General features: G+C 67.4%; 12 protein-coding genes. 8 read left to right on the top strand and 4 right to left on the bottom strand.

Annotated elements, in window-relative coordinates; all coding sequences use genetic code 11:
- Nucleotides 1-122 precede the first annotated feature (122 nt).
- The 3 genes from dhaK to dhaM are packed head-to-tail and all read left to right on the top strand — an operon-like array spanning nucleotide 123 to nucleotide 2,430.
- Nucleotides 123-1,124 (top strand): dihydroxyacetone kinase subunit DhaK, encoded by a 1,002-nt coding sequence (gene dhaK, locus AC07YR_RS11585; RefSeq protein WP_436056336.1) that lies wholly within the window; start codon nucleotides 123-125, stop codon nucleotides 1,122-1,124.
- A 2-nt stretch (nucleotides 1,125-1,126) separates the two neighbouring features.
- The gene (gene dhaL, locus AC07YR_RS11580) at nucleotides 1,127-1,759 is read left to right on the top strand and encodes a dihydroxyacetone kinase subunit DhaL (protein WP_436059233.1); all 633 of its coding nucleotides are present in this window, start codon (nucleotides 1,127-1,129) and stop codon (nucleotides 1,757-1,759) included.
- Complete coding sequence (gene dhaM, locus AC07YR_RS11575; RefSeq protein ID WP_055801897.1) at nucleotides 1,756-2,430, top strand: dihydroxyacetone kinase phosphoryl donor subunit DhaM; 675 nt, start codon at nucleotides 1,756-1,758, stop codon at nucleotides 2,428-2,430. The genes dhaL and dhaM overlap by 4 nt, the downstream gene beginning before the upstream one ends.
- A gap of 32 nt (nucleotides 2,431-2,462) precedes the next feature.
- On the opposite strand, the gene AC07YR_RS11570 is transcribed toward dhaM, so the two are convergent.
- Together AC07YR_RS11570 and AC07YR_RS11565 are read right to left on the bottom strand one after the other, a co-directional pair.
- Nucleotides 2,463-2,960: a hypothetical protein gene (locus AC07YR_RS11570; protein WP_436056337.1), complete on the bottom strand. Its 498-nt coding sequence runs from the start codon at nucleotides 2,958-2,960 to the stop codon at nucleotides 2,463-2,465.
- A 77-nt stretch (nucleotides 2,961-3,037) separates the two neighbouring features.
- On the bottom strand, nucleotides 3,038-3,856 hold the full coding sequence (locus AC07YR_RS11565) for an HhH-GPD family protein (protein WP_494734079.1): 819 nt from the start codon (nucleotides 3,854-3,856) through the stop codon (nucleotides 3,038-3,040).
- 254 nt (nucleotides 3,857-4,110) lie between these two features.
- Here AC07YR_RS11565 and AC07YR_RS11560 point away from each other — a divergent pair, with 254 nt between their 5' ends.
- Nucleotides 4,111-4,800 carry a hypothetical protein gene (locus tag AC07YR_RS11560; RefSeq protein WP_494734012.1) on the top strand — a complete coding sequence of 230 codons (690 nt, stop codon included), beginning with the start codon at nucleotides 4,111-4,113 and terminating at the stop codon, nucleotides 4,798-4,800.
- Nucleotides 4,801-4,878: 78 nt separating this feature from the next.
- Here the strand turns inward: AC07YR_RS11560 and disA are convergent, their stop codons facing one another.
- Nucleotides 4,879-5,955, bottom strand: coding sequence for a DNA integrity scanning diadenylate cyclase DisA (gene disA, locus AC07YR_RS11555; RefSeq protein WP_055801889.1), 1,077 nt, complete (start codon nucleotides 5,953-5,955; stop codon nucleotides 4,879-4,881).
- Nucleotides 5,956-6,314: 359 nt separating this feature from the next.
- On the opposite strand from disA, the gene AC07YR_RS11550 reads away from it, so the two are divergent.
- Entirely contained in the window at nucleotides 6,315-7,928 is a 1,614-nt protein-coding gene (locus AC07YR_RS11550) for a peptide chain release factor 3 (RefSeq protein WP_055801886.1), read from the top strand.
- Nucleotides 7,929-8,027: 99 nt separating this feature from the next.
- Entirely contained in the window at nucleotides 8,028-9,422 is a 1,395-nt protein-coding gene (locus AC07YR_RS11545; RefSeq protein WP_494734011.1) for a GAF domain-containing serine/threonine-protein kinase, read from the top strand.
- Nucleotides 9,423-9,430: 8 nt separating this feature from the next.
- Here AC07YR_RS11545 and AC07YR_RS11540 read toward each other — a convergent pair whose 3' ends face one another.
- A complete protein-coding gene (locus tag AC07YR_RS11540) occupies nucleotides 9,431-10,633 on the bottom strand; it encodes a PucR family transcriptional regulator (protein WP_055801881.1) in 1,203 nt (400 codons plus the stop codon).
- 99 nt (nucleotides 10,634-10,732) lie between these two features.
- Here AC07YR_RS11540 and AC07YR_RS11535 point away from each other — a divergent pair, with 99 nt between their 5' ends.
- Both AC07YR_RS11535 and AC07YR_RS11530 read left to right on the top strand, forming a co-directional pair.
- Nucleotides 10,733-11,854 (top strand): ferredoxin reductase, encoded by a 1,122-nt coding sequence (locus AC07YR_RS11535; RefSeq protein WP_436056340.1) that lies wholly within the window; start codon nucleotides 10,733-10,735, stop codon nucleotides 11,852-11,854.
- A gap of 13 nt (nucleotides 11,855-11,867) precedes the next feature.
- The gene (locus tag AC07YR_RS11530; RefSeq protein WP_494734010.1) at nucleotides 11,868-13,046 is read left to right on the top strand and encodes a fatty acid desaturase family protein; all 1,179 of its coding nucleotides are present in this window, start codon (nucleotides 11,868-11,870) and stop codon (nucleotides 13,044-13,046) included.
- Nucleotides 13,047-13,090: the final 44 nt, after the last annotated feature.

Raw genomic sequence — 13,090 nt, 5'->3', positions numbered from 1 at the left:
GCCCGCGCTGAACCGGTCTCTGGCGCAAGCTGAACCAGCCGAATCGACAGAGCGCTACCGTTGCCCGGGCCGCGGTAGTACTGTCAAGACAAAGCCGCCAGGACACTCCAGGGAGCACTCCAATGAAGAAGCTGATCAATGATCCCCGCGCTGTAGTGGACGAGTCCGTGGAAGGCTTCGGCCTGGCCCACGCAGACCTCGTGAACGTCAGTGCCGAGCCGAAATTCATTACCCGCAAGGACGCCCCGGTGGCCGGGAAAGTGGGCCTTGTCAGCGGCGGCGGCAGCGGCCACGAGCCACTTCATGGCGGATTCGTGGGCCTGGGAATGCTCGACGCCGCTGTGCCGGGTGCCGTCTTCACCTCGCCCACCCCCGACCAGATTATTCCGGCCACCCTTGCCGTGAATTCCGGCGCCGGCGTCGTGCACATCGTCAAGAACTACACCGGCGACGTGCTGAATTTCGAAACAGCGGCCGAAATGGCGGAAGCCGAAGGTGTGCAGGTCCGCACCGTCCTGGTCAACGACGACGTCGCGGTGGAGGACTCACTCTATACGGCCGGCCGGCGCGGCGTGGGCGGCACTGTCCTGGTGGAGAAGATCGCCGGCGCGGCCGCAGAACGCGGGGATGACCTGGACGGCGTCGCCGCCATCGGGGACCGGGTCAACCAAAACGTGCGCAGCATGGGCGTGGCACTGACCGCCTGCACGGTCCCGCACGCAGGGGTGCCCAGCTTTGACCTGGAAGAGAACGAAATCGAAATCGGCATCGGCATCCACGGTGAGCCCGGGCGGCACCGGATCCCCATGGAAAACGCCGATGGCATCACCGACCGCCTCCTTGAGCCCATCCTGTCCGACCTCGGCATCGCCTCGGGCGACAAGGTCCTCCTGTTCGTGAACGGAATGGGCGGCACGCCGCAAAGCGAGCTGTACATCGTGTACCGCCGCGCGGCGCAGGTACTCGCGGAGAAGGGCGTTACGGTGGAACGGTCCCTGGTGGGCAACTACATCACCTCCCTCGAGATGCAGGGCTGCTCCATCACGGTGCTGCGGCTCGACGACGAACTCACCGCACTCTGGGACGCGCCGGTCCACACTGCGGCGCTGCGATGGGGCATCTGACAGTGGGACTGGACGTTGACTGGGCGGTGCGGTGGCTCACCCTTTCCGCGCAGGCCATGGCGGAGCACCGCGTGGAACTAATCGAACTGGACCGTGCCATCGGGGACTCCGATCACGGTGAAAACATGGACCGCGGCTTCAAGGCCGTGATGGAGAGGCTCGCGGACGCGCCGCCCGCCACGCCGGGAGCGGCGCTGAAGCTCACTGCCATGGCATTGATGTCCAAAGTGGGCGGAGCGGCGGGACCCCTGTACGGGACGGCCTTCCTGCGTGCCTCCACCTCGCTGGGCGACACCACGGATATCGACCCCGGGGCACTTGCCGCTGCCATTGAGGCCGCCCGCGACGGCATCGTGGCCCGCGGTAAGGCCGAATCCGGCGACAAGACCATGGTGGATGCCTGGACCCCCGCCGTCGACGCTGCGGCAGCGCAAGCCGCCGCAGGGGACGGGGACGTCCTCAAGGTCCTCCTGGCGGCAGCAGAAGCAGCCGAGGCGGGTGCCGTTGCCACTGATCCGCTCATCGCGCGCAAGGGGCGCGCCAGCTACCTCGGGGAGCGGAGCGCGGGCCACCGCGATCCCGGTGCCGTGTCCACCGCCCTCATCCTGCGCGCTGCGGCCGGGGCGGCCGAGTGACGGTCCGGCTGGTGGTGGTGTCCCATAGCGAAAAGATCGCCGCCGGCGCGGTGGAACTGGCCGCCCAAATGGCACCCGACGTCGTGATCCTCCCGGCTGGCGGTACCGACGACGGCCGGATCGGAACCAGCCTGGAGAAGGTCATGGCCGCCCTCGAACAGGCGGCCGGCGACGACGGAATCGTGGTGCTGACGGACCTCGGCTCCGCCGTGATGACGGCCGAAGCAGCAGTGGAGTTCCTGCCGGACCCGGATTCGGTACTCCTGGCAGACGCGCCGCTGGTGGAGGGGTTGGTGGCGGCTGCCGTTGCCGCGCAGGCCGGGGCGGACGCCGCCGGAGTAAAGCAGGCGGCGGAAGCGGTCCGCCGGGCGGCTGCAGCGGAGATTCCGGCCGAGGCGGAAACACTCGGGCCGCCCGACGCTTCGGGCGATTTTGAGGTGGTCAACCAGGCCGGCATGCACGCACGGCCCGCAGCGAAGATCGCCGGGGGGCTTTCAGGGCTGGAGGCCGAGGTGACCGTCAACGGCGTGGACGGCGCGTCCATGACCGGCCTCATGACCTTGGGCGCGGGCAGGGGATCGATCCTCCACGTCGAAGCCTGGGGGCCGGACGCGGCCAAAGCTGTGAAGTACGTCGGAGGCCTGGTGGAGGCCGGGTTCGGCGAGCCCTGACTGCTCGGCAAGCTATGACTTCGAGCCTCTGTTTACGGTGACTGCCTGAGGCCGTCGGCATCCAGCACTACGCCTGCCGTGATGAACTTTCCGCACTGTTCGCCGTACGGATACTCAGCCCTGGGCATGAAGCTCAGCTTGCGCTCGGGCAGCGGCGTCCCCGCATTGGATGTGCCGGTGGCCGTGGCGTCGATGCGCGATTCAGTCAGGACGTCCATCATCAGCATGCCCGTCAGCGTGCCGTCCGGTGAGGACGTTGCGGAACACGTGCCGTCCGGGCCGGCCGAGGGCTCGCAGCCCTGGTCCACCGTGGTGCTGCCCGGCATCAGCTCAAGGTCGGCTTCCCGGCAGGTTCCGTCCTGGCAGGCTTTAAGATGGATGGCCTCGACCACGGGGGCATAGCTGGAAGCCACGGTCAGCGCCACCACAGACGCCTGCGCGATTGCCGGGCACGGCACTGCCTCGGGCATGCAAGCGGAAGGGATCAGCGACGTCGTGACCGCTGCCAGAAGTACCCCTAAGCTGCGCATGCTTCAGGGTAGATCCGCCGGCGCCGGCCGCACCAGCACAGGGTGATTCCAGTTCCGGAACGAATGTGTAACGGGCGTCAGGCCGGGAGCCTCAGGCCGCCCAAGTGCAGCTCGGCCAGGCCGTCGCTGACCAGGCCAGCCAGCGCGCGTTCCAGCTGTTCCGGCGCGGAATTCAGCCGGTGCAGGGCCGCAAGCGGGACGCCGATGCCGTCGGCTTCGAAGCCAAGGTCCGCGGCGGGCTGATGGAACATTTCCGGTGCCACCGGTGAGTCCGCCAGGCGGAGGACAGCCATCACGGCACCCCGTACCTGCCGGTCGGTGCCGTGCCAGGACTGGCCTTTCGGGGTGTACGACGGCGGCGGTTCGCCGGCCGCCAGCCACTCGCACGCGCTGCGCACCGGGCATTCGCCGCATTTCGGCGCCCTTGCCGTGCAGACCAGGGCGCCCAACTCCATGACCGCCGCGTTCCAGCGGACTGAAAGTCCGACGTCGGCCGGCAACAGTTCGGCGGCGAGCCGCATCTCGGCGGCCGTCAGCGACTGTGACGGCAGCGCCGTGCCCGAAAAAAGCCGTGCATGGACGCGGCGGATGTTGGTGTCCACCACTGTCTCGCGGCGGCCGAAAGCGAACGCGGCCACGGCGGCCGCCGTGTAGCTGCCCACCCCTGGAAGTTCCAGCAGTTCCGCGTACGTTCCAGGCACACCGCCGTCGTGCTTCTCCACGATGGCGACGGCGGCGGCATGCAGGCGCAGTGCCCGCCGGGGGTAGCCCAGGCGGCCCCAGTGCCGGACAGCCTCACCGGACGGTTCCGCAGCGAGGTCTGCCGGTGACGGCCAGCGGCGCAGCCAGTCTTCCCACACGGGCAGCACCCGGACAACCGGCGTCTGCTGCAGCATGATTTCGCTGACCAGGACGCCCCAGGGGGAACAGTCGGGTTCGCGCCACGGCAGCTCCCTGGCGGTATCTGCGAACCAGGCGGCCAGGGTGTTGTGGAGGACTGCCAGCGGCGCCGGCGCGGGGCGACTCGCCGGGGAAAGGGCAGTGGGTAAGGCTAAGGCTTCGATGCAAATACTGTAGTGGATACTGGCCAAGGTCCGTCTCCGCGGCGTGGTGGTGCGCCAATGTGCCCGGCGTTCTTTAGCCTAGAAGGATGGTCAGGCAAGGCACTTCAGGAAAGAACAGTTCGAAACCGAAGGGCACCCCCGGCCGTCAGGCGGGACGGCCTCCGCTGAAGGCCGTCTACCGCCGCCGCAGGCTGTTCGTTGCCGTGGTGCTGCTTCTCGTTGCCTCGGTGGCGCTGGGAGGCTTCGCCGCCGTGTCCGCTGCCATGCGCTCCTCCGAGCAGGCCTCCTCCACCGACCCCGCGGGCCGCGACGGTTCAGACGGGGCGGCAGCGAAGCCGGAAGCAACGCCCTCCGCGTCCGCTATTCCGAGCACACCGGCCACGCCGACGTGCGACCAGGGCCTTGTGACCGTTTCGGCGTCCACCGACAAGGCTGCCTACGCGGCGGGGGAGAACCCGCTGCTCAGCCTGAAGGTCACTAACGGCGGAAAAGTGGCGTGCGAGGTGAACCTGGGGACGTCCCAGATGGAGTACACGGTTACCAGCGGCTCCGACCGGATCTTCTCCTCGGTTGACTGCCAGGTGGAGAGCGGCGACCTGGTCAAGACCATCGCTCCGGGCCAGAGCGAGACCGCCAACTTCCCGTGGGAGCGCAATCGCAGCGTTCCCGGGTGCGGCGCGGTGTCCGCGAAGCCCGGCGCCGGCGGAGCGTATTACATGTTCGTCGCCAGGCTCGGGACCAAGTCCAGCACCAAGGCCGTCTTCCAGCTCCTCTGACCCTTTTTGACCATCGATTGCTCCGTGGTTGCCCTTATGGACGCCCAAAACGGCAGTTGTGGAGCAACCGACGAGGAATTAGAGGAAGCGGTCCAGCAGGCTCGCTTCGGCCATCCGGCTCAGTCCCTCCCGGACGGTGCGGGCGCGCTGGTCGCCGATGCCGTCCACGGTCATGAGGTCATCGATGGTGGCCGCCATCAGGTACTGGAGGCCGCCGAAGTGGTCCACAAGCCTGTCCGCCACGGCCTTGGGCACTGCCTTCAGGCCGGACAGCAGGCGGTAACCGCGCGGCTGCACTACGGCGTCGAGCGTGTCCACGCCGCCGGCGAAGCCGATGATGCCGGCAATCTTGCTGAGATCGATCAGTTCGGTGGGGCCGAGGCTGAGCAGGGCACTGACGGCGCCGTCGATGTCCTCCGGGGAGGCGTTCGGGCCGGCGTAATCGCGGATGATCACATCGCTGCCGGGTCCGCGGCCCACTGTGAGCTCGTCCAGCTGCAGCGACAGCAGCCGCCCGTCCTCGCCGAGTTCAAGGACGTACTGGGAGATCTCCTCGGAAATCCGGCGCACCATCTCCTGGCGCTGCAGCGTCACGGCGACGTCGCGGACGGTGACCATGGCTTCGATTTCCAGGGCGGAGAGTGAACTGGTGACCTGGTCCAGGCGGGACCGGTAGCGTTCCAGCGTGGCCAGCGCCTGGTTGGCGCGGGCCAGGACCTTCTCGGAGCCCTCCAGGACGTGCCGCAGCCCGTTCACGTACAAGGCGATGATCTGCATGGACTGGCTGACCGAAATCACCGGGACGCCGGTTTGGATGGCGACGCGCTCGGCCGTGCGGTGCCTGGTGCCGGATTCCTGGGTTTCGATGCTCGAGTCCGGAACCAGCTGGACGGCCGCCCGGAGGATGTTGCCCGCGTCCTTGTCGCAGATGATGGCGCCGTCCATCTTGGCGAGTTCGCGGAGCCGCGTCGGCGAGAAGTCGATTCCGATGTCGAATCCGCCGGAGCATATGGACTCAATGGTGCGGTCCGAGCCCAGAACGATCAGCGCGCCGGTCCTTCCGCGGAGGATGCGTTCCAGGCCGTCACGCAGAGCGGTGCCTGGAGCCACCCTGCCCAGAGTCGCCTTCAGCGAATCTTCAGGGCTCCGAGCCATAGGTTGTCCCTTCAAAGGTGCAGGCCGTTGCCTGCAAGTATGCCGGTTTTACGATTCCGCCGACAGGATCAAAAGTACTCAATTTCCCACTGGCTCCATCCTAGAGGCAAAGGAGTGCATTAACCGCACGGACAAGCCTCAAAGTGGCCCATTTTGAGCTGCGCCGGGAACGGTCCCGAAGGCACCGGTTGGCGACGGCGGGAGGCGGCAGTTGGGCGCCCACCGGCGGCCTCCTGCCGCCCTGCGATAAACTGGGAACCTTGGCTGCACAGTTCACGCCTGCCGGCCCCACGTACACAACGCACGTCCACGTCACGCATAAATCCCAGCCCACCCCCTGTCGCAGCGAAAGTAGCACCGTGTCTCAAGAAGTCCTTAGCCCCGCCCGAGTCCAGGAGATTCACAAGCAGGCGGCCCGGCGTCGGACTTTCGCGGTCATTTCCCACCCTGACGCCGGCAAGTCCACGCTCACCGAAGCCCTGGCCCTGCACGCGAAGGTGATCGGCACGGCCGGCGCGTCCAGCGGCAAGGCCAACCGCAAGGAAACGGTCTCGGACTGGATGCAGATGGAAAAGGACCGCGGCATCTCCATCAGCTCGGCCGCCCTGCAGTTCGCCTACCGGGACACCGTGATCAACCTGCTGGACACCCCCGGCCACGCCGACTTTTCCGAGGACACCTACCGTGTCCTGGCCGCCGTCGACTGCGCCGTGATGCTGGTTGATGCCGCCAAGGGCCTGGAAACACAGACCATGAAGCTCTTCGAGGTCTGCAAGCAGCGCAACCTGCCCATCATTACCGTGATCAACAAGTGGGACCGCCCCGGCCTGGATGCCCTGGCGCTCATGGACGAAATCACCGAACGCACCGGCCTCCAGCCCATGCCGCTGACCTGGGCAGTGGGCATCTCCGGTGACTTCCGCGGCGTGTGGGACCTCCGCAACGACCGCTTCGCCAGGTTCCAGCGCAACAACGCCGGCGCGAACATCGCGCTGACCGAGTACTTCACCCCGGAAGAGGCCGCCGCCAGCCAGGGCGACAACTGGTCCAACGCCGTGGACGAAGCCGGGCTGGTCATCGAATCCAACCTTGAGTTCGACACCGACGCCTTCTACGCGGGCAAGGCGACTCCCATCCTCTTCAGCTCCGCCGCCCTCAACTTCGGCGTCAAGGAGATCCTGGACGCGCTGGTGGACTTCGCCCCGCCGGCGGCGCCGCGGCCCGACGTCGACGGCGACCCCCGGCCCGTCGATGCCCCGTTCGCGGGTTTCGTCTTCAAGGTCCAGGCCGGCATGAACAAGGCCCACCGCGACCACGTCGCCTTCATCCGGGTGTGCTCCGGCGTGTTTGAGCGCGGCATGGTGGTCACGCAGACGCGCACCGGCAAATCCTTCGCCACCAAGTACGCCCAGCAGGTGTTCGGCCGTGAGCGCGAGGTCATCGACGAAGCCTTCCCCGGCGACGTCGTGGGACTGGTGAACGCCTCCTCGCTGCGGGTGGGCGACAGCCTGTTCCTGGAAGAGCCCGTGGAGTTCCCCGCCATCCCGCTGTTCGCGCCGGAACACTTCCAGGTGGCACGCTCCAAGGACCCCAGCCGGTTCAAGCAGTTCCGCCGCGGCATTGAGCAGCTTGAGCACGAGGGCGTCATCCAGGTGCTCCGCTCCGACATCCGCGGTGACCAGGCGCCCGTGCTTGCCGCCGTCGGCCCCATGCAGTTCGAAGTGGTGGAGGACCGCATGGCGCACGACTTCAGCGCCCCCATGCGCCTGGAACGGCTCCCGTACTCGATGGCCAGGATTTCGACGGCGGACGCCATGCCCACGCTGGCCAACGTACCCGGCGCCGAGGTGCTCTTGAGGTCCGACGGCGAATACCTCGCGTTGTTCAACGACGTTTGGGCCCTGCGCCGGATCGAGAAGAACCACCCCGACCTGACCCTCGTGCCCATCGGCACGCACAACCCCGCCAAATAGTGGGTTCCCTCCCGGGCTTCGGCACGGAACCGACGACTTCCGGGATATCATAAGCATACTTATTGATTTATAGCTGAGAGGCCAATCATGGCTGCGAGCATGGCACCTGGTTACCTCCTCAGCGGTCGGTACCGGATTGGCGACCTCATTGGCCGGGGCAGCCAGTCGGGCGTCTACAGCGCATTCGACGAACTCCTGCAGCGGGAAGTGGCCGTGAAGCTTTTCCGGGACGACCCCGGAAACACGGACCATGCGCGCCGGCAGGACGAAGAAGTGCGCATTCTCGCAGGCCTGAGCCATCACGCGCTGGTGACCCTGCTGGATGCCGGGGCGGATCTTAGTGACCCACAGCAGCGCCGCACCTACTTGGTGATGGAACTGGTCCGCGGCCCGGACCTGCGTGAACGGGCGGCCCACGGGCCCATCCCGGCGGCGCACCTGGCCCTGATCGGCCACGACCTTGCCGACGGACTCGCATACATCCACCATCACGGCATCGTGCACCGCGACGTCAAGCCCGCCAACATCCTCCTGGTGGATTACAGCAATGACGACCAGCGGCCGCGCGCCAAGCTCAGTGACTTCGGCGTCGCCATGATCCTGGGTGACGGCCAACTCAGCGGCTCCACCGAAAGCTCGGGAACCCCGCAGTACCTCAGCCCTGAACAGGCCGCCAGCGAGCCGGTGGGGCCCGCCAGCGATGTGTACTCCCTCGGGCTGGTCCTGCTCGAGGGGCTGACCGGCAAGCCGGCCTACCCCGGGGCGCCCATCGCCTCAGCCCTGGCGAGGCTTCTGCGCGACCCGCACATCCCGGACGGTGTGGCACCCAAATGGGCAGCGCTGCTCTCCTCGATGCTGTCGCGTGAGCCCTCCGCCCGGCCCGGTGCGCGCGAAGTTTCCCTCGCCCTTCGGCAGGAGGTCATCAACGCCTCAGGACGCCGCCGGAGCGCTGCAACGGTCACGGAAGCGCCGCCGTCGCACGCATCGAATGAGCGCGCGAACGAAGAGGCGCGGATGCGCGCCGTCGAGCGTTACCGGATCCTGGACACGCCCCAGGACGGAACGTTCGACCGGATCGTGGGCCTTGCCGCCCGGATGTTCTCCGTGCCCGTGGCCATCGTCAGCGTGGTGGACCATGACCGGATCTGGTTCAAGGCCCATCACGGCACCGACGTTGGCGAGATCGGAAGGGACCCCGGGCTGTGTGCATCCGCCATCCTCCAGGACGACGCCTGGGTGGTCCCGGACGCACGGACAGACCCGCGCACGCTGGCGAATCCGCTGGTTGCAGGTGAGTTCGGCCTGCAGTTCTACGCCGGTGTTCCGCTGCGCACTCCCGACGGCTACAACCTGGGGACGTTCTGCATCCTGGACCGGGAGCCGCGGGAGTTCACGGCGGAGGACACCCGCGCGCTGGAGGACCTGGCCGCCATCGTGATGAACGACCTTGAGCTGCGGCTGCAAAGCCGGAGCGCGCTGGCAGCCGGCAGATGACCGGGCTCCTAGCGCCGCCCCGCGTGCAGGGCCAGTTCCAGCTCGAACCGGGCGCGCGGGTCTTCCAGTGCCTCCCCGAAGAGCTCGCGCAGCTGGGCCGCGCGGTAGCCCACGGTCTGGGGGTGGATGCCGAGCTCGGCGGCCACCGGCGCCCGCTGTCCCCAGTGCCGCAGCCAGGAGAGAAGGGTCTCCGCCAGCCTCTCGCGCTGCGCCGGGCGCAGGCCTTCCAGGGGCGCCAGCCTGCGCTCCGCCAGTTCCGCGATGGCCGCGGGTTCGGAGCCGAGGACAATCTTCGCCAGGTGGTCGTCCGCCCAAATAGGGGGATCTTCGGGGCCCTCCCGCGGCGGCAGCACGGAGGCCGCGAGTACGGCGAGCCGCAGGGAGTCGGGCACTTTTTCCCAGCCGCCCGCCGGACCCACGGCAGCGGACCTGCCCTTCAGCGCCTTCTCCAGCGCAGCACGGGCGGCATCGGACTTCCGGGCCGGAACAAGCGCCACGGCATCTGTTTCGCGTTCAACCACCAGTGTTCCCGGGCCCAGCTGCAGCCGGAGCCCTGCCGACCGGTCCAGCGGGAGCGTGACAACCACGAGCCTGGGCGGCAGGGACCAGTCGGCCATGGATGCCGCCTGCCGCAGGGCGGCCTCGTCCGCCTGGCCCATCAGCAGCAGCTCCAGCAGTTCTGTCCTGCGCCGGTCCACCGCTCCCGCCCGCTCCGACTGTTCGAAGGCGTAGGCTTCGGCGCTCACGGCGGACAGTTCGTCGATGTAGGCCAGGATCGATTCGCCCAGGTCCACAACGACGCTCAGGCCCAGGTCCTTCTCCATCGAGATCTTCGACATTTCCCGGAACGTCACGCGGGCACCCATGCGGTAGGCGCTCAGCAGCGCGTCCATGCTGCGCCCCTGGCGGAATTCGCCGCTGCCAAGCCCTGCCACGAGCTCCCGGCTCTCTTCGGACAGAGCGGGCAGCCGGGTGCCGGGGAGCTGCAGGAAGCGCTCCAGCGCCGCGGCCACGCCGCGCCGCAGGCCGCGGCCGAAGCGGCCCTCGATGGGCCTGGCGTAGGCGGGAACCAGTTGCGGAACAGCATCGATGATGGCCTCCACAATGCCGGGCATCCTGGGTCGCAGCAGGTCGCTGACCTCCCGGGGCAGAGCCAGCCACGGCGGATCATAGGCGGGCGCTGCAGGACTCTTCGAGGCCGGAGGGTTCATGAGAGACTTCCATAAGTTGTTTCGGGGGAACAGTTTAGAACGTTCGATCGTATGCCTTGGGAGAAGAAATATGCCTCGATCCAACATAAGGTTAATAACATGATCCGGCTCCGTAAGCTGGCGCGCGCCGCATCTGTACTGACCACCCCGCTAGCTCCAGAAGATATTCTGTCGCTGTTCAATCCTGTGTTCTCTGCCCGCCAGTTGCGCGGCATAGTCACCAGGGTGGTCGCTGAGACGGCCGATTCCGCCACCATCTTCTTCCGTCCTGGCCGCGGCTGGAAAGCCCACCAGGCAGGCCAATGGGCGCGCATCGGCGTCGAACTCGACGGCGTGCGCCACTGGCGTTCCTATTCCCTGAGCGCTCCCGCCGGCCAGGACCCCGCCATCACGGTGACCGACGTGGGCGCCGTTTCCGGCGTCCTGGTCCGCGACACCCGACCCGGCGACGTCCTGTTCCTGGCGCCGCCGCAGGGCGACTTCGTCCTCCCTGAGCACCCCCGCCCGCTGCTGATGCTCACCGCCGGCAGCGGCATCACCCCCGTCATGTCCATGGTGCGCACGCTGGTGCCGCACCGTCCGGATGCCGACGTCGTGCTGATCCATTCAGCCCGGACCCCGCAAGACAGCATCTTCCGGGAAGAACTGTCGGAGCTTGCCGACCAGTTCCCCAACTTCAAGGTCACGCACTGGTTCACTGGCGAACGTGGCAGGGTGGACTTTTCCTCTGCCGCTGTTCTGGACGAGCTCTGCCCGGACTGGCGCCACCGTGCAGCCTATGCCTGCGGGCCTGAGGGCTTCCTGGACGACGCCGAGGCGCTGTGGTCCGCAGAAGCAGCCGCAGCGGCGGCCGAAGGTTCCGCCGCTGGCGAATCCCACCAGCCGGAAGGGCCGTTTGCGGCCGATCCAATCAACCTCATCATCGAACGCTTCACCACCAGCCTGGCGGCCGGAGCAGGGCACGACGGCGGGCTGGTCACCTTTGAAGCCTCCGACCGCGAGGTGGAGGCAGACGGAAGCACCCCGCTGCTGGACGTCGGCGAAGACGCCGGCGTGCTGATGCCCAGCGGCTGCCGGATGGGCATCTGCCACAGCTGCCTCACCCCCCTGCGGGCGGGGCATGTCAGAGACCTCCGCACCGGCGAAGTCCACGGCGAGCCGGGCCAACTAATCCAGACGTGTGTATCGGCAGCCGCCGGACCCGTTAACCTCGACATTTGAGGAGCACCACCGCATGGCAATAGTTATCAACCACGAAGCCGAGACCACGGAAGACGCCGTTGTGCCGTCCGCGAAGACGCGGCGGGGTGCGCTGGCCTCTTCCGGCAGCCCCCTGGTCCGCCCGCCGGCCGCGGCTCACCTCTCCGACGAGCAGGTGGCCGAGCTGGGCCGCGAACTTGATGCCATCAAGGACGACATCCTGGCCAAGCGCGGAGCCTCCGACGCCGCGTACATCCGCCGCATGATCCAGATCCAGCGCGGACTGGAGATCTCCGGCCGCGCGACGCTCCTGGTGAGCCGGAACAAAGGCGCCTGGATTGCCGGCACCACCCTGCTGAGCCTGGCCAAGATCCTCGAAAACATGGAGATCGGGCACAACGTGCTGCACGGCCAGTGGGACTGGATGCGGGACCCGGACATCCACTCCACCACCTGGGAATGGGACTTCGTTACCCCGGCCCGCGCCTGGCAGCACACGCACAACGATCTGCACCACCGCTGGACCAACGTGGTGGGCAAGGACAACGACGTCGGATACAACCTCCTGCGTATGGACCCCCAGCAGGAGTGGAAGCCGTTCAACCTCGGCAACCCGCTGTACAACGCCATCCTGGCGCCGGTCTTCGAGTGGGGCATCGCGATCTACGACCTCGAGCTGCAAGACTTCAAGGACGGTAAAAAGTCCAAGGAAGCCCTGGTCAAGGACCTCAAGGCCCTCGGCGTCAAGGCGCTCAAGCAGTTCACCAAGGATTACGCCGCCACCCCCGCCGTGGCCATGCTGACCGGTTCCGGCAAGCAGGCGCTTTACGGCACGCTGACCGCCAACGCGGTACGCAACGTCTGGGCGCACGCGGTGATCTTCTGCGGCCACTTCCCCGAGGGGACGGACACCTTCACCGAGGAAATGGTGGAAGGGGAGACCCGCGGGGACTGGTACGTGCGGCAGATGATCGGTTCGGCCAACATCTCCGGCTCCAAGTTCATGCACCTCATGACCGGCAACCTTTCGCACCAGATTGAGCACCACCTCTTCCCGGACATTCCGTCCAACCGTTATGCCGAGGTGGCGCCTAAGGTGCAGGAAATCTGCAAGCGTTACGGCCTGCCGTACACCACCGGCCCGATCTGGAAGCAGGTCGGCTCCACGTGGGCCAAGGTCTTCAAGCTGGCGCTCCCGCCCAAGAAGGCCTAACAGCACTACGAGAAGGGGGGGGGGGGGGGGGGGGGGGGGGGGGG

It is taken from the genome of Arthrobacter sp. GW460-12-1-14-TSB2 (assembly GCF_059423525.1).
This window is presented reverse-complemented; position numbering and strand designations above follow the sequence as displayed.